At 72.1% G+C, this 20,015-nt stretch carries 20 protein-coding genes; 3 read left to right on the top strand and 17 right to left on the bottom strand.

What is annotated here, in order from left to right; translation table 11 throughout:
* Positions 1-156 precede the first annotated feature (156 nt).
* The 12 genes from recA to thyX all read right to left on the bottom strand — a co-directional run bounded on the left by recA (position 157) and on the right by thyX (position 13,205).
* Entirely contained in the window at positions 157-1,218 is a 1,062-nt protein-coding gene (gene recA, locus EDF20_RS11235) for a recombinase RecA (protein ID WP_123548702.1), read from the bottom strand.
* 306 nt (positions 1,219-1,524) lie between these two features.
* Positions 1,525-1,749 (bottom strand): DUF3046 domain-containing protein, encoded by a 225-nt coding sequence (locus EDF20_RS11230; RefSeq protein WP_133738682.1) that lies wholly within the window; start codon positions 1,747-1,749, stop codon positions 1,525-1,527.
* Between the two features lie 82 nt (positions 1,750-1,831).
* Positions 1,832-2,140 carry a helix-turn-helix transcriptional regulator gene (locus EDF20_RS11225; RefSeq protein WP_123548700.1) on the bottom strand — a complete coding sequence of 103 codons (309 nt, stop codon included), beginning with the start codon at positions 2,138-2,140 and terminating at the stop codon, positions 1,832-1,834.
* Positions 2,141-2,286: 146 nt separating this feature from the next.
* Positions 2,287-2,778, bottom strand: coding sequence for a CinA family protein (locus EDF20_RS11220; protein ID WP_133738681.1), 492 nt, complete (start codon positions 2,776-2,778; stop codon positions 2,287-2,289).
* The gene (gene pgsA / locus EDF20_RS11215; RefSeq protein WP_133738680.1) at positions 2,775-3,416 is read right to left on the bottom strand and encodes a CDP-diacylglycerol--glycerol-3-phosphate 3-phosphatidyltransferase; all 642 of its coding nucleotides are present in this window, start codon (positions 3,414-3,416) and stop codon (positions 2,775-2,777) included. Before pgsA ends, EDF20_RS11220 begins: the two co-directional genes overlap by 4 nt.
* A gap of 1 nt (position 3,417) precedes the next feature.
* Positions 3,418-6,381 (bottom strand): DNA translocase FtsK, encoded by a 2,964-nt coding sequence (locus EDF20_RS11210; RefSeq protein ID WP_133738679.1) that lies wholly within the window; start codon positions 6,379-6,381, stop codon positions 3,418-3,420.
* A gap of 76 nt (positions 6,382-6,457) precedes the next feature.
* Positions 6,458-7,687 (bottom strand): ABC transporter permease, encoded by a 1,230-nt coding sequence (locus EDF20_RS11205; protein WP_133738678.1) that lies wholly within the window; start codon positions 7,685-7,687, stop codon positions 6,458-6,460.
* Entirely contained in the window at positions 7,684-8,469 is a 786-nt protein-coding gene (locus EDF20_RS11200) for an ABC transporter ATP-binding protein (RefSeq protein WP_133738677.1), read from the bottom strand. The genes EDF20_RS11205 and EDF20_RS11200 overlap by 4 nt, the downstream gene beginning before the upstream one ends.
* Entirely contained in the window at positions 8,469-9,485 is a 1,017-nt protein-coding gene (locus EDF20_RS11195) for a biotin/lipoyl-binding protein (RefSeq protein WP_133738676.1), read from the bottom strand. The genes EDF20_RS11200 and EDF20_RS11195 overlap by 1 nt, the downstream gene beginning before the upstream one ends.
* 120 nt (positions 9,486-9,605) lie before the next feature.
* The gene (locus tag EDF20_RS11190) at positions 9,606-11,282 is read right to left on the bottom strand and encodes a ribonuclease J (protein ID WP_133738675.1); all 1,677 of its coding nucleotides are present in this window, start codon (positions 11,280-11,282) and stop codon (positions 9,606-9,608) included.
* A gap of 100 nt (positions 11,283-11,382) precedes the next feature.
* Positions 11,383-12,360: a 4-hydroxy-tetrahydrodipicolinate synthase gene (dapA, locus tag EDF20_RS11185; RefSeq protein WP_123548693.1), complete on the bottom strand. Its 978-nt coding sequence runs from the start codon at positions 12,358-12,360 to the stop codon at positions 11,383-11,385.
* Positions 12,361-12,422: 62 nt separating this feature from the next.
* On the bottom strand, positions 12,423-13,205 hold the full coding sequence (gene thyX, locus EDF20_RS11180) for an FAD-dependent thymidylate synthase (RefSeq protein ID WP_243833450.1): 783 nt from the start codon (positions 13,203-13,205) through the stop codon (positions 12,423-12,425).
* A gap of 152 nt (positions 13,206-13,357) precedes the next feature.
* Between thyX and EDF20_RS11175 the strand changes: the two genes are divergently transcribed.
* Positions 13,358-14,263 (top strand): TIGR01777 family oxidoreductase, encoded by a 906-nt coding sequence (locus tag EDF20_RS11175; RefSeq protein ID WP_133738674.1) that lies wholly within the window; start codon positions 13,358-13,360, stop codon positions 14,261-14,263.
* Here EDF20_RS11175 and EDF20_RS11170 read toward each other — a convergent pair.
* Complete coding sequence (locus tag EDF20_RS11170) at positions 14,260-14,700, bottom strand: hypothetical protein (RefSeq protein ID WP_133738673.1); 441 nt, start codon at positions 14,698-14,700, stop codon at positions 14,260-14,262. The two genes, EDF20_RS11175 and EDF20_RS11170, sit on opposite strands and share 4 nt — an antisense overlap.
* Positions 14,700-15,431 (bottom strand): 4-hydroxy-tetrahydrodipicolinate reductase, encoded by a 732-nt coding sequence (gene dapB / locus EDF20_RS11165; protein WP_133738672.1) that lies wholly within the window; start codon positions 15,429-15,431, stop codon positions 14,700-14,702. Before dapB ends, EDF20_RS11170 begins: the two co-directional genes overlap by 1 nt.
* 56 nt (positions 15,432-15,487) lie before the next feature.
* On the opposite strand from dapB, the gene EDF20_RS11160 reads away from it, so the two are divergent.
* Positions 15,488-16,018, top strand: a complete 531-nt coding sequence (locus tag EDF20_RS11160) for a GNAT family N-acetyltransferase (RefSeq protein WP_133738671.1) — start codon at positions 15,488-15,490, stop codon at positions 16,016-16,018.
* Here the strand turns inward: EDF20_RS11160 and EDF20_RS11155 are convergent.
* A complete protein-coding gene (locus tag EDF20_RS11155) occupies positions 16,015-16,617 on the bottom strand; it encodes a histidine phosphatase family protein (RefSeq protein WP_123548739.1) in 603 nt (200 codons plus the stop codon). The genes EDF20_RS11160 and EDF20_RS11155 overlap by 4 nt on opposite strands.
* A gap of 14 nt (positions 16,618-16,631) precedes the next feature.
* A complete protein-coding gene (locus EDF20_RS11150; protein ID WP_133738670.1) occupies positions 16,632-17,990 on the bottom strand; it encodes a pitrilysin family protein in 1,359 nt (452 codons plus the stop codon).
* Positions 17,991-18,232: 242 nt separating this feature from the next.
* Here EDF20_RS11150 and EDF20_RS11145 point away from each other — a divergent pair, with 242 nt between their 5' ends.
* Positions 18,233-18,847 carry a TetR/AcrR family transcriptional regulator gene (locus tag EDF20_RS11145; protein ID WP_123548688.1) on the top strand — a complete coding sequence of 205 codons (615 nt, stop codon included), beginning with the start codon at positions 18,233-18,235 and terminating at the stop codon, positions 18,845-18,847.
* Between the two features lie 115 nt (positions 18,848-18,962).
* Here the strand turns inward: EDF20_RS11145 and EDF20_RS11140 are convergent, their stop codons facing one another.
* Entirely contained in the window at positions 18,963-20,006 is a 1,044-nt protein-coding gene (locus EDF20_RS11140; protein WP_233569199.1) for an aldo/keto reductase, read from the bottom strand.
* Between the last annotated feature and the right edge of the window lie 9 nt (positions 20,007-20,015).

The following is a 20,015-nucleotide window of genomic DNA, read 5'->3' as shown; positions in this document are numbered from 1 at the left end:
ACGGCTCGACAGGCTCGTCGTCGCCCACGACAGGCGCCGGCCCCCTCGAAGGGTGGCTCGACGCGTCTGCGCCTGTGCGGCCGGACCTGGCCCCGCGGACCCCGAAGAGGGGCGTCACGGGTGCCAGGTCGTCAGCCGACTCGTCGTCGTGCGAGGTCATGCGCCCTTCCGGGCGGCGATCTTCGCCTCGATCGACTCGACGGGGGCCTCGACCGGCTTGGCCCCGCCGACGCCGAGCTTCGCGAGGATCTTCTGCTCGATCTCCTGTGCGACGGAGGCGTTCTTGAGGAGGAAGTTGCGAGAGTTCTCCTTGCCCTGACCGAGCTGGTCGCCTTCGTAGGTGTACCAGGCACCGGACTTGCGGACGATGCCGTGCTCGACACCGAAGTCGATCAGGCTGCCCTCGCGCGAGATGCCGACGCCGTAGAGGATGTCGAACTCGGCCTGCTTGAAGGGCGGTGCCATCTTGTTCTTGACGACCTTGACGCGGGTGCGGTTGCCCACGGCGTCCGTGCCGTCTTTCAGGGTCTCGATGCGGCGGATGTCGAGTCGCACCGAGGCGTAGAACTTGAGCGCCTTGCCGCCGGCGGTGGTCTCGGGACTGCCGAAGAACACGCCGATCTTCTCGCGCAGCTGGTTGATGAAGATCATCGTCGTGCCGGTCTGGCTGAGACCACCCGTCAGCTTGCGGAGGGCCTGCGACATGAGACGCGCCTGGAGGCCGACGTGGGAGTCGCCCATCTCGCCCTCGATCTCGGCACGCGGCACGAGCGCCGCCACGGAGTCGATGACGACGAGGTCGATGGAGCCGGAGCGGACGAGCATGTCGGCGATCTCGAGCGCCTGCTCGCCCGTGTCGGGCTGCGAGACGAGCAGCGCGTCGATGTCGACGCCCAGCTTCTTCGCGTACTCGGGGTCGAGCGCGTGCTCGGCGTCGATGAAGGCCGCGATGCCGCCGCCGCGCTGGGCGTTGGCGATCGCGTGCAGGGTGAGCGTCGTCTTCCCCGAGGACTCGGGGCCGTAGATCTCGACGATGCGGCCTCGAGGGAGCCCACCGATGCCGAGCGCGACGTCGAGCGCGATGGAGCCGGTGGGGATGACGGCGACCGGAGCCCGCTCGTCACTGCCCAGGCGCATGACCGCGCCCTTGCCGAACTGACGGTCGATCTGCGCGAGCGCCGTCTCGAGCGCCTTCTCGCGGTTCTCTGCTGAGGGCATGGTGACTCCTTCGTGGTTGCTGTCCGTGCGCCTGTAGGCTGTCGCGTCGCGCTCGGCCCGGGGGCGGCGGTCTCGACGACAAGGCTGGTGCCCCCACGGATGCGGGAGCGGTGGAACGTCGATGCATGAACGCTACGACCGGCCACCGACATCGCAGACGCGATCCCCGGCGGAAGTGGAGCACTCGGGCGTCGACGCCCTTGTGGAGGAAGCTACCACCGTGCCGAACGCACGTTCGAACTCGGAGCCCGGCGTGTCGAACACCTGATCGTCGACGGCCCCCGGCGCGCGCGTCCGTGACGGCGGTCAGCGACGCGGCTCTGGCAGCCCTGCTCCGTGCCTGCGGCCCACGGGGACGCCCTCGGCCTCGCAGAGGGCCAGCCACACCTCGCGCGGCGGCACACCGCCGCGGATCGCCTCGTCGGCGGTCTCGTCGCCCAGCGACGAGAGGACGAGGTCGCGGGTGACGACCCGCCCGTACGCCTCGCCGAACTCGTCGTCGACCGCCCTGCGGAACTCGCTCTTGCGCATCAGTCGAGGGTACCCGGACGCCGAGATGCCCCCGACACGGGTCGGGGGCGTCTCGAGGCGTACTGCACGTCGGACCGTGAGGTCAGCGCACGACCAGGTCGGTGTCGAACTCGGCGACCATGTCGTCGGGCAGGGTGTCGGGGATCGGGTTGAGGCCCTCGATGACGGCCATCCGGTCGCCCACCTCGCGCATGATGACGGAGATCGGCGTCTCGAGCGCGTCGGCGACCGACGCGAGGATCTCGGAGCTGGCCTCTTTCTGCCCACGCTCGACCTCGCTGAGGTAGCCGAGTGCGACGCTCGCCTTGGAGGCGACCTGTCGCAGCGTGCGGCCCTTCTGGAGACGGAAGTCGCGGAGGACGTCGCCGATCTCTTGACGGACCAGAACCATGGGACCCCTCCTTGCGACATAAGACCCACCGTGACGGGATTCAGGGGTGGGTGAGGAACACTGCTGTCGAACTGGGTGCCACTGTAGCCAGCCAGCTCTGTGTGACGCTTGTGAACTCACGAGATGTAACGAGACCGAAACCCCTGCTATTCCCGAGGCCCCGCGAGCCAGTCGTGCAGCATCGAGAGTGATTCGGAGACGGTGGCCGATCGGATGGCTGCGCGGTCGCCATCGAGGGCGAGCTTCGTGACGCGAGCCTCGCCTCCTGCGCTCAGGGCGACGTACACCGTGCCCGGCGCCTGGCCGTCCTGGGGGCCGGGGCCGGCGACCCCGGTCGTCGCGATGCCGACGTCGGCGGCCTGGCCCTCGATGGCCAACGCTCGACGCACGCCGGCCGCCATGGCGACGGCGACGTCGGGGTCGACGGCGCCCCGGGCCGCGAGCAGCGCGGCCGGCACGCCGAGCAGTGATGCCTTGAGGGGCGTCTGATAGGCCACGACTCCCCCGACGACGACCGCGGACGCACCGGGGACCGAGATCAGCTCGGCGGCGAGCAGGCCCCCCGTCAGCGACTCGGCGACCGCGACGGTCAGCCCCTGGCGGTCGAGCTCGTGCACGACCTCGGCCGCGGTGGTCACGACGTACGGGAGTGCTTCAGGGCGACCCGGACGTAGTCGGCACCCGACACGAGCGTGGCCACCACGGCGGCCGTCATCACCACGGTGTTGAGGCCGTGCACCCAGTCGCCCAACGGAACCCACAGCGGGAAGAGCGCCAGCGTCACCGCGACGGCCTGCAGCACGGTCTTGAGCTTGCCGCCTCGCGACGCGGGGATGACGCGGTCGCGGATGACGACGAAGCGGTACACGGTGATGCCGATCTCGCGCACGAGGATGAGAGCGGTGACCCACCAGGGCAGCTCGCCGAGGATCGAGAGCCCGACCAGCGCGCCGCCGACGAGGACCTTGTCGGCGATGGGGTCGACGATCTTGCCGAAGTCGGTGACGAGGTCGAGGCCCCTCGCCAGCATGCCGTCGAGGCTGTCCGTGAGGATGGCGACGACGAACAGCACGGCGGCGGCGATGCGCAACGGACCGCCGGCGCCGTCGTCGATCAGCAGCCAGGCGATGAACAGCGGCGCCATCAGGATGCGGACGACCGTGATCACGTTGGCGATGTTCGCCGTGCTGGCCGGCCCCGCACCGCGGCTCGCGAAGCGTCCCCGCCAGGGGAACGTCGCGGCCCGGGGCGCGTCGGGGGTTCTCTCGTCGGTCACGTCAGTCCCTGCCGGTCAGGCCCCAGGCGTCTTCCGACTCCTCGTCGCCTTCGACCTCGTCGTAGCCTCGTGTCATCTCGGCGACGGGATCGTCGCCGTAGTCGCCCGCGCCGATCGCCGTGGAAGCCGAGGAGGCGGGGGCCGTCGCCCGGAGCCCGTCGTCGCCCTGCCCGCGCAGCTTGGCCAGCACGCCCGGCAGCTGCTCGTTGGTCACGAGCACGTCGCGCGCCTTCGACCCCTCGGAGGGGCCGACGATGTCGCGCGACTCCATGAGGTCCATCAGGCGCCCGGCCTTGGCGAAGCCGACGCGCAGCTTGCGCTGCAGCATCGACGTCGACCCGAACTGGGTGCTGACGACGAGCTCCGCGGCCGCGAGGAGCAGCTCGAGGTCGTCGCCGATGTCGCCGTCGATCTCCTTCTTCTCGACCACGGCCGCCACGTCGGGCCGGTAGTCCGGACGCGCCTGCCGGGTGACGTGCGCCACGACCTCGGCGATCTCCGCCTCCTGCACCCACGCGCCCTGGACCCGCATGGCCTTGGAGGCGCCCATCGGCAGGAAGAGCCCGTCGCCCTGGCCGATCAGCTTGTCGGCGCCGGGCTGGTCGAGGATGACCCGCGAGTCGGTGACGCTCGACACGGCGAACGCGAACCGCGACGGCACGTTGGCCTTGATGAGGCCCGTCACGACGTCGACCGACGGACGCTGCGTCGCGAGCACCAGGTGGATGCCCGAGGCACGCGCCAGCTGGGTGATGCGGACGATGCTGTCCTCGACGTCGCGCGGGGCGACCATCATGAGGTCGGCCAGCTCGTCGACGACGACGAGCAGGTAGGGGTAGGGCTTGAGCGACCGGGCGCTGCCGGCCGGCAGCACGATCTCGTTCGCGACGACGGCGCGGTTGAAGTCGTCGATGTGGCGGAAGCCGAAGCTGGCGAGGTCGTCGTACCTCATGTCCATCTCCTTCACCACCCACTGCAGCGCCTCGGCCGCCTTCTTGGGGTTGGTGATGATGGGCGTGATCAGGTGCGGGACGCCGGCGTAGATGGAGAGCTCGACCCGCTTCGGGTCGATGAGGACCATGCGCACGTCGGTCGGCTTGGCCCGCATGAGCAGGGACGTGATCATCGAGTTGACGAAGCTCGACTTGCCGGAGCCGGTGGCGCCGGCGACCAGGAGGTGCGGCATCTTCGCGAGGTTCGCCACGACGTAGCCGCCCTCGACGTCCTTGCCGACGCCGATCGTCATCGGGTGCACGCTCTTGGCGGCGGCCCCGGAGCGCAGGACGTCGCCGAGCGACACGATCTCGCGGTCGGTGTTGGGGATCTCGACGCCGATGGCGCTCTTGCCCGGGATCGGGGAGAGGATTCGCACCTCGTTCGACGCGACGGCGTACGAGAGGTTCTTGCTGAGCGCCGTCACCTTCTCGACCTTGACGCCCGGGCCCAGCTCGATCTCGTAGCGCGTGACGGTCGGGCCGCGGCTGAAGCCGACGACGCGGGCGTCGACGGAGAACTGCCGGAGCACCTCGGTGATCGAGCGCACGATCTCGTCGTTCGCCTCGCTGCGCGCCTTGGCGGGCGGGCCGACGCTGAGCGTGGAGGCCGCCGGCAGGCGGTAGGGCGCCACGGGCGAGTCGTCCTCGACGTCGAGCGACGGCGGGGCGGGCTCGTCGTCGTCGACGGCGAGGAAGTCGGCCGCGACGTCGCTCTCGCCGGGCGCGGCCGCGGACGTGGTGGCCGGCACGCCGGGCGCAGGCAGGGACGGCAGGACGGTCGTGGCGGCCGTCGCACCCGAGGGACCGCCGACGGCGGCACCCGCGGCACCCGCGGCGGACGTCGTGGGCGCCGGCTCGTCGTCGTGCAGCGGGACGTCGATGCCGAACGACCGCACGGCGTCCTCCGCCGCGTCGAGGTCGTGCAGCAGGTCGGCCTGGTAGACGTCGGTCGGGGCTTCGGCTGCCGCGGCGCCCGCTGCCGAGGACCCTGCGGCCGGGGCGTCGCCGCCGATGGTCGCGCCGTGGTCGACGAAGACCGGGCCGGCGGCACCGCGACGACGAGAGCCCCGCCCCCGGCGGTCCGCGGCGTCGTCGGCGCTGCTCTGGGTGACCACGGGAGTGTCGTAGGCCGGGTCTTCTTCACGGCCGCTCTTGGTGCGCCGCCACCACGGCAGCGTGTCGGGCTCGTCTGCGTCGCCCACGGCGGAGCCGTCGCCGGCAGGGGCCGAGCCGCCCTCGGCGGTCGTCTCGCCGAAGAGCCAGCGGTACAGGTCGCCGAGACGGTGGCCGATGCGGTTCGGCGGCGTCTTGGTCATGATCAGCAGCGAGAGCGCGAGCAGGACGACGACGACCGGCACCGCGACCCACTCGGTCGCGAGCATGACCAGCCAGGAGGCGACGAGCCAGCCGAGCACCCCGCCGCCGCTCGCCAGGGCGGGCATGCCGTCGACGGCCTGCGGCTGGCCGCCGTAGATGTGGCACAGGGCGCTGATGGACACGATCATGAGGCCGAGCCCGATGCCGATGCGCGTGTTGTCGTGGACGGAAGCCGGGTGCCGGAACAGCCAGCCCGCGAAGAGCACCATGATGACCGGCAGCGCGTAGGCGACCCGCCCGAAGAACCCGCCGAACGTGTACGCGTCGAACGCGACGGCCAAAGGGCTGGTGGGGTTGAGCCACTCGACCACGGCCCCGGCGATCGCCAGCAGCACGAGGAGGAAGGGGACGCCGTCGCGGCGCTCGGACTTGTCGAGCGACTCGCTGCCGAAGAGCCGGAAGGCGCCGCCGGTCAGGTGGGCCAGGCCCATCCAGGCGGACACGAGGACGCCGGGGCTCTCGTCGACGGGTGCCGGCGCCTTCGCGGCGGGGAGCTTCTTGGTCGCCGCGGTCGCGCCTCGGGCGGCCGAGGCGCCCGTGGACGCGCCGCGCCCCGAGCGCGAGCGCGCTGTCGACTTGGTGGGCGTGGCCATGCCGTCGAGGTTACCGCCCGCCGCCGACGCCGACCGGAGGTGGTCGGCGCGCCGGGCCCCGAGCGGCCCGCCCGCCTCAGTAGCGGATGGCGTCGATGACCTTGACCCGGACGGCGACGAGAGCGGGCAGCACTCCCGCCACGGCGCCGATCAGCGTCGCGGACCCCAGGCCGATCAGGGCGGCGGTGATCGGGAACGGCGGCAGGTCGTCGACCGACCCCTGGGCGATGAAGCCCTGCACGGTCGGGTTCTGCACGACGAGCACGGCGACCATGACGCCGACGGCCCCCGCGACCACCGTGCCGGCGACGCTCTCGAGCATCACCGAGAAGAACACCCGGGGCGCCGTGGCGCCGAACGACCGCCGGACCCCGATCTCGCGGATCCGCTGCCGCACCGTGACCAGCGCGATGTTGACGAGTCCGAGCCCGCCGAGCAGCAGCACGAGCACGCCGACGCCCGTGATGATCAGCTTGATCGGCTTGAAGGGGTCGGAGTCGCCCGCGTACGCCGCGTAGTCGGACCGGTTCACGTCGACCTGCACGTCGTCGCCGAGGGCCGCCGCGAGGTTGCCCTGCACCATTGTGCTCAGCTGGTCGCCGGACGACGTCGGCAGCCACATCTCGTACTGCGGCGTCTCGGCGTACCCGCCCTGCGAGAGCGGCACCAGGTCGTGCTCGTCCGAGGGCAGGAGGAACAGCCCGGGCGCCTCCTCGGCGTACTGCGCCGCCGTGACGCCCACGACGACGCCGGTCACCGAGTCCGTGCCGCTCAGCAGGAGGGTGGGGTGCGAGGCGACCGGAGGGCGGCCGAGCGTGTCCCAGAGCGCCTCGTTCACGACGACCGCCGGGGCCATCCGCTGGTCGTCGCCCTCGACGAACCAGGATCCCTCGGCCATCGACACCCGGTGCATCTCGCCGTACTCGGGGTCGACGACCTGTGCCGAGACGTCGGTGAGGCCACCGGGCAGCTGGACGGACCTCGTCGTGTAGAGGTTCTCGGACGCCCACGAGATCTGGTAGCGCGACATCGTCGAGCGGAACTCGTCGTCGAGGAGGGCGGGGTCGAGCAGAGTCGCCCCCTGGCTGTAGGCCGAGACCGTGTAGGTGGCGGGTCGCCCGCCGGACTTCTCGGACGACTCGCGCGTGGACTGCTCGGCGAGGCTGCCGAGCCCGACGACGGCGGTCAGCGCGGCGACGGCCACCGCGACCCCGATGAGGCTGAGCAGCACCCGCAGCTTGTTGACCCTCAGCTCGGACCAGGCCTCGACGAACGCTCCCACGACCCCCGACAACAGACTGCTCACGACACGACCTCGACGGGTGCCGGGGCGGAGGAGGAGGGAGCCTCCGAGGCGGAGGCGCCCGCCGGCACGAGGGCCGACGCCCCGGCCAGCCCGCTGCCCAGTCGCGCGGCCGAGAGCACGCCCGCGTCGAGCGAGTAGTGCCGCGCGGCGAGGCCCGCCACGGCCAGGTCGTGCGTGATGGTGACGAGGGCGGCGCCGGTGTCGGACGAGATGTCGTCGAGGAGGCGCATGACCGTCGCCCCCGTCTCGATGTCGAGCGCTCCCGTCGGCTCGTCGGCCAGGATGACGCGCGGGTCGCGCACCAGCGAGCGCGCGATCGCCACCCGCTGCTGCTCGCCGCCCGAGAGGCGGTGCGGCATCGAGTCGACGCGGTGCCCGAGCCCGACCTTCTCGAGCATCTCGGCCGCGATCGCCCGCCGGCGCCAGAAGCGCCGACCGCGGGCGTAGAGCAACGGCGTCATGACGTTCTCGAGCGCCGTGCGCCCCTGCAGCAGGTTGAACTGCTGGAAGATGAAGCCCACCTGCTCGCCGCGGAGCCGGTCGCGGGCCCCCGAGCGCATGCCGCTGACGTCGACGTCGTCGAACCAGTGCGCGCCCGTCGTCGGCGCGTCGATGAGCCCCAGGATGTTGAGCAGGGTCGACTTGCCCGAGCCGGAACGGCCGACGATGCTCACGTGCTCGCCCGCCTCGACCACGAGGTCGACGCCTCGGAGGATGTCGAGCGTCGCGTCGTCGGCGAGGGGGACCGTCTTCGTGACTCCCTCGAGCCGGATCAACGACATCAGCAGTAGACCTCTCCGGTCATCGGGTCGACGCAGCCCTCCTGCGGGGCGACGGCGCCGGGCACGAACTCGAGGACCATGTCGCCCTCGACGAGGCCCCCGGTCACCTCGACGGTCGTGCCGTCGTTGATGCCGAGCGTGATCTCCCGCTCCTCCTCGGTGCCGTCGGCGCCGACCACGGTCACGACGCCCTTGCCCGCGGCGCCCTCGACCGCGGTGAGCGGCACCGTGAGGACGTCGGTCGCGACGCCGGCGGGGATCGTCAGCTTCGTGGCGAGGCCTGCGAAGACCGTGACGTCGCCGGGGACGGCGCACGTCACCGACTGCCCCGAGACGCCCGTGCCCGACGAGTCGCCGGTGTCGCCGGCGGTCGTGGTGCCCGCGCCGGCGCCGGCACCGCCGACCGAGAGACCGGTGCAGGCGAACGGCGCCGGGCCGCCCTGGATGGACGCGGTGCCCTCGGCCGGCCGGCTGACCAGGCGGTAGAGCTGGTCGGCGGCCAGCGCCCCCGTGACGTGGAACGTCGGAGGCGCCACCTTCGCGACCGCGTCGCCCACGGCCACCTCCTGGTCCTTGATGACGGAGAGCTCCGTCACGGTGCCCGCGACGGGCGACGTCACCACCGCGGTCTTGACGATCGGGGCGCGCTCGGTGACGGTGCCGTCGGCCGAGACCAGCGCCTCCTGCGGGGTCTCGGAGCGCAGCGTCGCGATCTTGTCGCCCGCGGCGACGGCCTGGCCCTTCTCGACGACCACGGTCACGACGGTGCCGGCGAGGGTCGCAGGCACGGTCGAGGCGACGTCGGCCTCGACCGTGGCGTCGACCGTCACGTCGTTCGTGACGGTGCCGACGGCCACGGCGATCTGGGGCTCGACGGCCTCGCCAGCCGGGACCGCCACGGAGCCGGTCGCCGCGTCGGGCGCCGCGAAGAACGCGAGCTTGACGAGGGCCACCGCGATCGCGACGAAGATCAGGATGCGGAGGATCGGGAAGATCCAGGTCTTGGCGACGCGCACGGGCGACTCCCCCTTCGGAGCAACGGACGGAACGTGCTCACCATAGGAGGAGGGGGACGACGGAGGCCTCAGCCGTCGGGATGACTTCCCGAGCGAGCTGAGGCCTCGTGCCGAGCCGGGTCAGGCGCCGATGACCACCGGCACGATCATGGGACGACGACGGTGCTGCGTGGCGACCCAGCGGCCCACCGTGCGGCGGACGACCTGGCTGAACTGGTGGGTGTCCCGGGTGCCGTTCTCGGCCGCCTCGGCCAGCGCGGCGAGGATCTTGGGCATGACGTCGTCGAAGACCCGCTCGTCCTCGGCGAAGCCGCGCGACTGGATCTCGGGGCCGACGACGACACGCCCCGTGGTGGCGTCGATCGCGAGGAAGACGGAGATGAAGCCCTCCTCGCTGAGGATGCGCCTGTCCTTGAGGTCGGCGTCGGTGATCTCGCCGACGGTCGAGCCGTCGACGTACACGTAGCCGAGGTCGAGCTGTCCGACGACCTCGGCGACCCCGTCGCGGAGGTCGACGACGACGCCGTCCTCGCCGAGGATCGTGTTCTCGCGCGGCACGCCGGTGCGCTCGGCCAGGGCGGCGTTCGCGTAGAGGTGCCGGTGCTCGCCGTGCACCGGCATGACGTTCTTCGGACGGAGCACGTTGTAGCAGTAGAGGAGCTCGCCGGCCGAGGCGTGGCCCGACACGTGCACCTTCGCGTTGCCCTTGTGCACCACCTTCGCGCCGAGCTTGGTGAGCCCGTCGATCACCCGGTAGACGGCGTTCTCGTTGCCGGGGATGAGGCTCGAGGCGAGGATGACCGTGTCGTCCTGCCCGATCTCGATCTGGTGCTCGAGGTTCGCCATCCGGGCGAGGACGGCCATCGGCTCGCCCTGCGAGCCCGTGCTCATGTAGACGATGCGGTCGTCGGGGAGGTCCTTGGCCTTCTTGGCGTCGATGAGGACGCCCTCGGGCACGACGAGGTAGCCCAGGTCGGCGGCGATGCCCATGTTGCGGATCATCGACCGGCCCATGAACGCGACCCGGCGCCCGTTGGCGTGGGCGGCGTCGAGCACCTGCTGCACGCGGTGCACGTGGCTCGAGAAGCTCGCCACGACGACCCGGCGCGGCGCCCGGCGGATGACGTCGTCGAGGACCGGTCCGATGTCGCGCTCGAGGGCGGTGAAGCCCGGCACGTCGGCGTTCGTCGAGTCGGGGAGGAACAGGTCCACCCCCTCCTCGCCGAGGCGGGCGAAGGCCCGCAGGTCGGTGATGCGGTCGTCGAGCGGCAGCTGGTCCATCTTGAAGTCGCCGGTGTGCAGGACGAGGCCCGCGGAGGTGCGGATCGCGACGGCGAGGGCGTCGGGGATCGAGTGGTTCACCGCGACGAACTCGAGGTCGAACGGGCCGAGGGTCTCGCGCCCGCCCTCCTTCACCGTCAGCGTGTACGGCTTGATGCGGTGCTCCTTGAGCTTCGCCTCGATCAGGGCGAGCGTGAGCTGCGAGCCGATCAGCGGGATGTCCGCGCGGAGGCGCAGGAGGTAGGGCACCGCCCCGATGTGGTCCTCGTGGCCGTGGGTCAGAACGACGGCGAGGACGTCGTCGAGCCGGTCGCGGAGGGGCGAGAAGTCGGGGAGGATCAGGTCGACGCCCGGCTGGTGCTCCTCGGGGAACAGGACGCCGCAGTCGACGACGAGCAGCTTGCCGTCGATCTCGTAGACGGTCATGTTGCGCCCGATCTCGCCGAGGCCACCGACCGGGATGACCCGGAGCGTGCCGTCCTCGAGCTTGCGTGGGGTCTTGATGGTCGTGGGCATCGTGTCCTTCGGGTCGAGGTCGGGGCTCGTGCCCCGGGGATCGAGGTCTCTGTCGACCCGCGCGCCGAGCCGTCGGCACGGCCAGCGGCGTGCCGCGTGGTCAGCGCGTGGTGCCGTGCACCTTGGGCAGGGCGCCGCCGGCCGCCGCGTTGCGGTCGGGGCGGAAGCGGCTGAGGTCGAGCCCGGGGATGTCGCCGACGTGCGAGAGCTCGTCCTCGATGAGCGCCGCCTCGCTGTCCTCCGGGCCGACGAGCGGCAAGCGGACGCGGGGGCTGGAGATGCGGCCGAGGCCGTGCAGGATGTACTTTGCCGCCACCGTGCCGGGCACGTGCGTCATGACGGCGCGCACCAGCGGCTCGAGCATCTGGTGCGCCGCCGTGGCCGTGTGCAGGTCGCCTGCGTTCACGGCGTCGATCATGGTGCGGTACGGCGCGGACACGATGTTCGCCGTCACGCCGATGAGGCCGGAGGCGCCGATCGCCAGGTGCGGCAGCACGTTCGCGTCGTCGCCCGAGAAGTAGAGCAGGTCGGTCTGGTTGATGACGCGGCTGACCTCGGCGAAGTCGCCCTTCGCGTCCTTGACGGCGACGATGTTCGGGTGCTTCGCAGCACGGAGCAGCGTCTCGTACTTGATCGGGATGCCCGTTCGGCCGGGGATGTCGTAGAGGATGACCGGCAGGTCGGTCGCGTCGGCGATCATGCGGAAGTGCGTGAGGACGCCGGCCTGCGTGGGCTTGTTGTAGTACGGCGTGACGATCATGACGCCGTCGGCGCCGGCCTTCTCGCTGGCCTTGTACAGCTGGATGGCGTGGGCGGTCTCGTTCGAGCCGCCGCCCGTGATGATCTTGGCGCGCCCCGCGGCGACCGACTTGCCGACCTCGACGAGCTTGAGCTTCTCGGGGTCGGTCAGGGTGCTGGTCTCGCCGGTCGTGCCCGTGACGACGATGCCGTCGGCACCGGCCGAGACGCAGTCGTCGATGTGCTTCTCGACCGCCGGCCAGTCGACCTCGCCGTCGGCGGTGAAGGGGGTGACGAGAGCGACGAGGACCTGCCCGAAGGGGTTGCTGATGTTCGACACGTCGACCAGCGTACTGTCTCGCCCCGCGCGGATCGCCCCTCGGAGGGTCAGCGTCGACCCGGTCAGGGGGCGACGCGGCCGTTCGTGCCGAAGGCGGCGTAGGTGAGGGGCATGAGCTCGGCCCAGATGTCCTCCATCTTCTCGGCGCACATCTCGATCTCGCGCTGCGGGAACGACGGGAAGTGCGTGCCCTCGCGCTTCGTGCGGAGGCTGAGGAAGTTCATCAGGGACCGCGCGTTCACGGTGACGTACATCGACGAGTAGATGTTCAGGGGCAGGACGATGCGGGCGACCTCGCGGGCGATGCCCTCGTCGAGCATGCGCTTGTAGGCCGCGTAGGCCTCGCGGGAGGTGCGCTCGGTCTCGGACCGGACGAGCTCGCTCTGCTCGGGCGTGCCGGGCAGGAAGTCGTAGGCGCCGGGCTTGCCCACCTGCTGCAGGTTGCGGGTCGCGGCGGGGACGTAGAAGACGGGGTTGAGCTCGCGGTAGCGACCGCTCTCTTCGTTGTAGCTCGCCATGCGGTGCCGCATGAACTCGCGGAACACGAAGATCGGCGCCTGCACGTAGAACGTCATCGAGTTGTGCTCGAATGGCGAGCCGTGCCGGTCGCGCATGAGGTAGTTGATCAGGCCGGCGCCCTTGGTCGCCTGGGCCCCGTCGGCCGAGGCCTGGGCGCCCTCGAGCGTCTGCTCGCCCATCGTCGAGACGCGCGCCGCGAAGAGGACGTCGGAGTCGTGCGCGCTCGAGCGGACCAGCTCGACCGTGACGTCGCTGCGGAACTCGACGGGGTCGGCGGCGGTCTCGGGAGACGAGGAGGCGGGGGTCACGGCGTCGGCATCAGTCACGGCGACGACTCTACCTCCGACCACCGACGAGCCTCGATCGGCGGCAGCCAAGGCCCGGGGGCCGGTGCCCGGGCGACCGGCAGGAGGCGCGGCTACGCTCCCGGGGAGGCGCAGCTCCCCTGCGCCGCACCTCCTCGAGAAAGACCGGGCCCATGACCGCCGACTCCCTCACCGTCCTCGTCTCCGGCGCCTCCGGCCTGGTCGGCACCGAGCTCCGACGTCAGCTGGTGGCCGCGGGCCACACGGTCGTCGCGCTCGTCCGGCGCGAGGCCCGCGACGAGGGCGAGGCGACGTGGGTGCCCGCGGCCGGCATCGTCGACCGAACCCTGCTCGACCGGGCGGACGCCGTCGTTAACCTGAGCGGCGCCTCCCTCGGCCGGCTGCCCTGGACCGCCGCCTACAAGCGCGAGATCCGCGACTCGCGTGTGACGGCCACCGCCACGTTGGCGCACGGCATGGCCGGCGCCGAGCGGCCGCCCGCAGTGTTCCTCAGCGGCTCGGCCGTGGGCATCTACGGCGACCGCCCGGGCGAGCGCCTGACCGAGCAGAGCCCCCGCGGCAGCGGCTTCCTCAGCGACGTCGTCGCCGACTGGGAGGCGGCGACCGCCCCGACGCCCGACGCCACCCGTGTCGTCCACCTGCGCACCGGGGTCGTCGTGGGCCCCGGCGGCGCCATGGCCCCGCTGCTGCCCCTCACGAAGCTCGGCCTCGGCTCGCGCCTCGGCACGGGCGACCAGTTCTGGCCCTGGATCAGCCTGCACGACGAGGCCGCGGCCATCGTGCACCTGCTGACGTCGAGCCTGAGCGGCCCCGTCAACCTCGCCGGCCCCACGCCCGCGACCAGCGACGCCCTGACGCGACGGCTCGCCAAGGACCTGGGACGCCCCTACGCGCTGACGGTGCCCGAGGTCGTCATCAGCACGGCGATGCAGGAGGCGGGTCGTGAGATGCTGCTGCCCAGCCAGCAGGTCGTGCCGGAGGCGCTGCTCGCGGACGGCTTCGCCTTCCGTCACCGCACGGTCGACCAGGCGGTCGACGCGCTCGTCGCCAGCCGCTAGGCCGCGGACCGCATCCGCGACGCCTTGCGGACGGCCTGTCGGGCCCGCCTGCGGTCGCCGCACGCGTCGTAGGCCAGGCCGAGCCGGAACCAGGTACGCCAGTCGTCGGGGGCGTCATCGACTGCCTGGGCCCAGCGCGGGAACGCCGCGTCGGCGGCGGCGCGTTCGTACCGGCCCGAGGCACGGCGCGGGACCTCGTCCACCGGCAGCTCGCCCGCCTCCTCGAGCTCGCGCACCATCTGCTGCGTGTGCACCCCGAAGCGCAGCTCGGCGACCAGGGCGAAGATCCCGAGGACCGGCAGCACGAGCAGCGCCACGCCGAGCACGACGGCCACGGGCTCGCCGGTCATGACGAAGAGGTACGCGCGCTGCGCGACGAGGACGACGTACAGGAGGAGGAACAGCGCCATGACGAGCGCCGCGGTGCGGCCCTTCATCAGTCGAGCGGCAGCACGCTGTCGAGCCCCACGACGACGCCCTCGACCCGGGGCGCCTCGGCCATGGCGACGAGCAGCCCCTGCTCGTAGGCGCGCTGCGAGATCGTGTCGTGCGTCAGGGTGAGCGTCTCGCCCTCGCCCCCGAAGACGACCTCCTGCTTCGCGACGACGCCGCGGAGGCGCATGCTGTGCACCGGGACGCTGGCGACCTGCTGGCCGCGAGCGCGCTGGTCGGAGAAGGGGGCGGAGACCGGGCCCAGCTCGCGGCGCGCCTCGGCGATGAGCTCGGCGGTGCGGACGGCCGTGCCCGAGGGCGAGTCGACCTTGCCCTGGTGGTGCGCCTCCACGATCTCGACGCTCTCGTAGAAGCGGGCCGCCATCGTGGCGAACCGCGTCGCGAGGACGGAGCCGAGGGAGAAGTTCGGGACGACCAGGACGCCGGGGCCGCCGACGTCGGCGACGACGGTGCGGAGCTTGGCCACCCGCTCGGCGTTCCAGCCGGAGGTGCCGACCAGGACGGGCAGGCCCGCCCGGACGACGTGCTCGACGATGCCCGGGCTGACGGCCGGGTGCGTCACGTCGACCACGAGGTCGGCGCCGCGCACGTCGTCGAGGTCGTCGCGGGAGGAGAGGCCGGCGTGCAGCTCGAGGCCGGGGGTGCGCCGGACGAGGTCGACGACGAACGAGCCGAGCGTGCCCGTGGCTCCGACGACGGCGATCTGGGTGGTCATGGGCTCCAGGCTACCCGGCGGCGCCCGGGGGGCCCGCCCGACCTAGCATGGTGCGCATGCCCCGGTTCCGTGCCGTCCCCGTGTCGTCCCCCGCCGCCGCCGACCTGCTCGAGGCGTACTTCGCCGAGCGCCGGGAGACCTTCCCCTCGGGGAAGGGCAGCTACCGCACCGCGTCGCCGTCGGACGCGACCTTCACTCCCCCGGCCGGGTCGTTCCTCGTCGTCGAGGACGACGAGGACGCGGACGCCGGATCAGCCGAGCCAGGCACGGCGCACGCCCTCGCCTGCGGCGGCGTCCGCCGCATCGCCCCGACCGAGGAGGGGCTGGTGCGGTACGAGGTCAAGCACGTCTACGTGCGCCCCGAGGCCCGCGGGCGAGGGCTCGGTCGCCTGCTGATGGCCGCGCTCGAGGAGGTGGCTGCCGACCTGGGCGCGGACCTGGTCGTCCTCGACACGAACGAGAGCCTGCTGGCGGCCGGGGCGCTCTACCGGGCGACCGGCTACCGCGAGGTCGAGCCGTACAACGACAACCCGAACGCGACGACCTGGTTCGCCAAGCCCGTGGCGCCCCGCGAGCCCGTCAGCTAGATCGGCTGCTCGACCGGCAGGCCGGTGCGCAGCTCGACGGGCAGGTGGCCCAGGTCGTTGTGCGTCACGAGCTCCGGCGGCTTCGCCGAGCGGACACGGATGATGGTCAGGCCGGCGTTGGCCTGGTTCACGCCCATCCAGCGCCAGTCGGGAGCCCCGAAGACCTCGCGCACGAACCACCCGATGACGAAGTTGTGCGTGATGAGCAGGTCGTGGCGATCCTCGCGGGAGGGCGTCAGCCACTCGGACACCGCGTCGGCCATCTGCGCCTGGCCCGCCTCGATCTCGTCCTCGGTGACGCCGCCGAAGAACGGCTTGTAGGCGGACGGCATGTCGGCCGTCGGGCCCGAGGGCACGCAGTCGAAGAGCAGGGTGGACGGCTGCGACTCGAGGGCGGGGAGCCGCTCCGTCATGATGCGCGCCGTCTCGGCCGCCCGCTCGAGCGGGGAGTGCCAGGCGGCGGAGAACGGGACTCCACCGAGCCGCTCGGCGAGGAGGCGCGCCTGTCGCTTGCCGCGCTCGGACAGCGGGCCGTCGGGGAGCCCGTGCTCGGCGTCCTGTTGCTCGCCGTGCCGGACCAGGTACAGGTAGTGGGACACCGTCGTCTCCTGACTCATGGGGTGACCGCCGCCGACGTCGTCGTCGGGGGCGTGAAGGAGGATCCGTCGACGTCGCCCACGACCACGGTCGAGAGGGGACCGGACCGGAGCTCGCGAGCGAGGTCGCGCACGTCGTCGAGGCCGACGCGCCCGAGCCGGGCGAGGGAGGCGTCGAGGTCGACGAACTCTCCGGTCGACAGCTCGGCCCGGCCGAGGCGGTTCATGCGGGTGTCGCTGTCCTCGAGCGCGAGGGCGGCGGCGCCGCCGAGCTGGCCGAGCGCCCGCTCCCGCTCGAGCTCGGTGACGCCCGAGTCGGCGACGCGGTCGAGCTCGTCGAGCATGAGCTGCCCCACCATCTCGACGTTGCTCGGCGTGCAGCCGGCGTAGAGGCCGAACAGCCCGGCGTCGGAGTAGCTCGGGGCGAACGAGTAGACCGAGTAGGCCAGGCCGCGCCGTTCGCGGATCTCCTGGAACAGGCGGGACGACATGCCGCCTCCCAGGACCGAGTTGAGGACGGCGAGGGCCGGGCGGCGGTCGTCGGAGGCGGAGATGCCCGGCATGCCCAGCAGGACCGTGGCCTGCTCGAGGGGGCGGCGCACGACGAGGGTCGGCTCGCTGGGCGTCGGCACGACGAGCTCGGTCGAGCGTCGGGGCACGGGAGCGGCTGCCTCGGTCGACCACGGCGACCTCGCGAGCGCCTGCTGGAGCCGCTCGACGACGTGGTCGTGGTCGACGGCTCCGGCGATCGTGACGACGAGGTCGCGGGGCCGGTAGTTCGCCAGGTAGTGCGCGTGCACGTCGTCGCGCCGCGCCTCCTTGATGCTCTCGGGCGATCCTCCGATCGGGCGCCCCAGCGGGTGCTCGCCGAAGACGGACTCGAACAGGCGCTCGCCGGCCACGTCCGCGGGGTCGTCGTCCGCCATCGCGAGCTCCTCGAGGATCACGCCCCGCTCGGTCTCGAACTCGCCGGGCTCGAGGGCGGAGGACGTGAGCATGTCGGCGAGGACGTCGACGGCGTCGTCCAGGTCGACGTCGCGCACCCGGGCGTAGTAGCAGGTGTACTCCTTCGCGGTGGCGGCGTTGTGCTCGCCGCCGACCGACTCGAAGGCGACCGCGATGTCGAGCGCGGAGCGCGTCGCCGTCCCCTTGAAGAGGAGGTGCTCGAGGAAGTGCGTGGAGCCGCGCTCGCCGGGCTGCTCGTCGCGGGAGCCCACGGCGACCCAGAAGCCGACGGTCGCGCTGCGGGCCCCGGGCATCTGCTCGGTGAGGACGCGGACGCCCGTCGGGAGGAGGGTGCGCCGCACGAGTGCGTCGCCCGTCGCGCGGAAGGAGAGCTCGACCGAGTCGAGTGGGAGGGAGACCGGGCCGTTCATCGCGTCGAGCCTACGGGACCGCACCTCGGCACCACCCGACCGTCGGCAGTGGCACCCGAACTGGGGGACGGCCGTGCGGACAAACAGACGGTTCAGTCTGTCCTCCGCGGTGGTAGAGTCGGGGAACCGTCGACGGGACACCCCCCTGCCTCGTCGTCGGCGGCTGGTCGGAGGTCATCCGGCGGCCCGGAGCAGACGTCCCCCGCGCTGCTCCAAGCCGATATGCCTCGAGGAGCCACGCTGTGACGGTCGATTCCCCCCCTCCGGCCGTCCAGCGTCTCCCGGGGCGGCCCCGTGCCGACCAGACGACGCCCGGCGCCCGGGACCGCGTGCTGACGACGGCCGACCGGCTCTTCTACGACGAGGGCGTCCGCGTCGTCGGCGTCGACCGCCTCATCGCCGAGGCGTCCGTGACGAAGGCCACGTTCTACAAGCACTTCGGCGCGAAGGACACCCTCGTGCTCGAGTACCTCCGCGTGAGGCACGAGCGTGCCGTCGCCGGGCTCGAGACCGTCGTCGCCGCGTCCCCGGGCGGCGCCGCGACCGTCCTCGCGGTCGTCGACGAGGTCGTCGCGTCGCTGCAGTCGCCTCGCTTCCGCGGCTCGGCCTTCGCGAACGCCGCCGCCGAGTTCAGCGACCCGACCCACCCCGTCCGCGCCGCCGTGGCCGAGCACCAGGAGTGGCTCACCGACGCTCTCGTCGAGCTGTTCAAGGACGCCGACCACCCGATGCCCGGCGACGCGGCCGACGACTTCCTGCTGGCGCTCGACGGTGCGCTCGTCGGCGCGTACTGCGGCGACGCCATCGCGGCGTCCGCGGCGCTCCGCCGGACGGCCGAGCGCCTCCTGCCGGCCTAGCCCGCCGGTGCCTCCGGGCCCGTCGAACAGATCCGGCCCGTCGGGCTGACCAGGCCCGTCGCACGGACCGGGCTGATCGTTCCGCCAGACGGAGACGCGCCGGGCTGATCGTTCGCTACGCGGACACGCGGTCCAGCTCGAGCACCTGGGTGCGCGTGAGCTTCACCGTGGCCGCCTGCGCGAGCTCGACGACCTGCTTGGCGTTCGTGGCGCTCGCCACGGGCGCCACGACGTGAGGCTTGGCCAGGAGCCAGGCCAGGGCAACGGCCGCCGTCGAGACCTCGTGCGCCGAGGCGACGCTGTCGAGCTCGTGCAGCACGCGCAGCCCCTTCTTCGTCAGGTAGCCGGAGACCCCGCGGCCGCGCTTCGTGCCGGCGAAGTCGGAGCGCGAGCGGTACTTGCCGGTGAGGAACCCGCCGGCCAGGGCGAACCGGGGCATGACCCCGAGGCGCAGCTGAGCGGCGACGCGTGCCAGGCCCTTCTCGTACTCGGTGCGGTGCATGAGGCTGTACTGGTTCTGCAGGGCCACCATCGGGGCCACGCCGAGCATGCCGGCGGCGATGCGCGCCTCGTAGAGCCGGTTGCCCGAGTGGTGCGACCCGCCGAACCAGCGGACCTTGCCGGCGCGGATGAGGTGGTCGACGGCGAGCAGCGTGCGCTCGAAGGCGACCTCGGTGTCGTCGACGTGCAGGTACAACAGGTCGATGTGGTCGGTGCCCAGGCGCTCGAGGGACGCCTCGACGGCGCGCTCGATCGAGCGCGGCGAGAGCCCGGGAGCGTCCGCGCCCTTGCCGACCTTGGTCGAGACGACCATGTCGTCGCGCGATCGGCGCGAGCGCATCCACGAGCCGATCATGACCTCGCTGCGGCCGCCGGCGTAGCTGTCCGCCGTGTCGACGAAGTTGCCGCCGTGGTCGTAGTAGGCGTCGAGGACCGACATGGTGTCGGTCTGGTCGGCCGTCCAGCCGAAGACGTTGCCGCCGAGCGCGACGGGGAAGACCCGAAGGTCGGAGACCCCGAGTCGACGTCGGGGCTGGATGATGCCGAGGTCGACGGGCACGGTCGCGTCTCCGACGGTCTCGGGGAGGCGCGCAGGGAAGTCGACAGGAGGTGCGGAGGGCGTGGTGGGACCGGGGATGCCCGCCGACGTGTTCGTCACTCCGTGCCC

The organism is Frigoribacterium sp. PhB116, assembly GCF_004364285.1.
GTDB lineage: Bacteria > Actinomycetota > Actinomycetes > Actinomycetales > Microbacteriaceae > Frigoribacterium.
Note: the sequence above shows the minus strand (reverse complement) of the source record. Positions and strands in the feature narration are given on the sequence as shown.

Excerpts from the sequence above, each read along its gene's own strand:
- recA (WP_123548702.1), bottom strand. The coding sequence starts at position 1,218 with ATGCCCTCAGCAGAGAACCGCGAGAAGGCGCTCGAGACGGCGCTCGCG.
- EDF20_RS11230 (WP_133738682.1), bottom strand. The coding sequence starts at position 1,749 with ATGCGCAAGAGCGAGTTCCGCAGGGCGGTCGACGACGAGTTCGGCGAG.
- EDF20_RS11225 (WP_123548700.1), bottom strand. The coding sequence starts at position 2,140 with ATGGTTCTGGTCCGTCAAGAGATCGGCGACGTCCTCCGCGACTTCCGT.
- EDF20_RS11210 (WP_133738679.1), bottom strand. The coding sequence starts at position 6,381 with ATGGCCACGCCCACCAAGTCGACAGCGCGCTCGCGCTCGGGGCGCGGC.
- EDF20_RS11200 (WP_133738677.1), bottom strand. The coding sequence starts at position 8,469 with ATGTCGTTGATCCGGCTCGAGGGAGTCACGAAGACGGTCCCCCTCGCC.
- EDF20_RS11190 (WP_133738675.1), bottom strand. The coding sequence starts at position 11,282 with ATGCCCACGACCATCAAGACCCCACGCAAGCTCGAGGACGGCACGCTC.
- EDF20_RS11175 (WP_133738674.1), top strand. The coding sequence starts at position 13,358 with ATGACCGCCGACTCCCTCACCGTCCTCGTCTCCGGCGCCTCCGGCCTG.
- EDF20_RS11170 (WP_133738673.1), bottom strand. The coding sequence starts at position 14,700 with ATGAAGGGCCGCACCGCGGCGCTCGTCATGGCGCTGTTCCTCCTCCTG.
- dapB (WP_133738672.1), bottom strand. The coding sequence starts at position 15,431 with ATGACCACCCAGATCGCCGTCGTCGGAGCCACGGGCACGCTCGGCTCG.
- EDF20_RS11160 (WP_133738671.1), top strand. The coding sequence starts at position 15,488 with ATGCCCCGGTTCCGTGCCGTCCCCGTGTCGTCCCCCGCCGCCGCCGAC.
- EDF20_RS11150 (WP_133738670.1), bottom strand. The coding sequence starts at position 17,990 with ATGAACGGCCCGGTCTCCCTCCCACTCGACTCGGTCGAGCTCTCCTTC.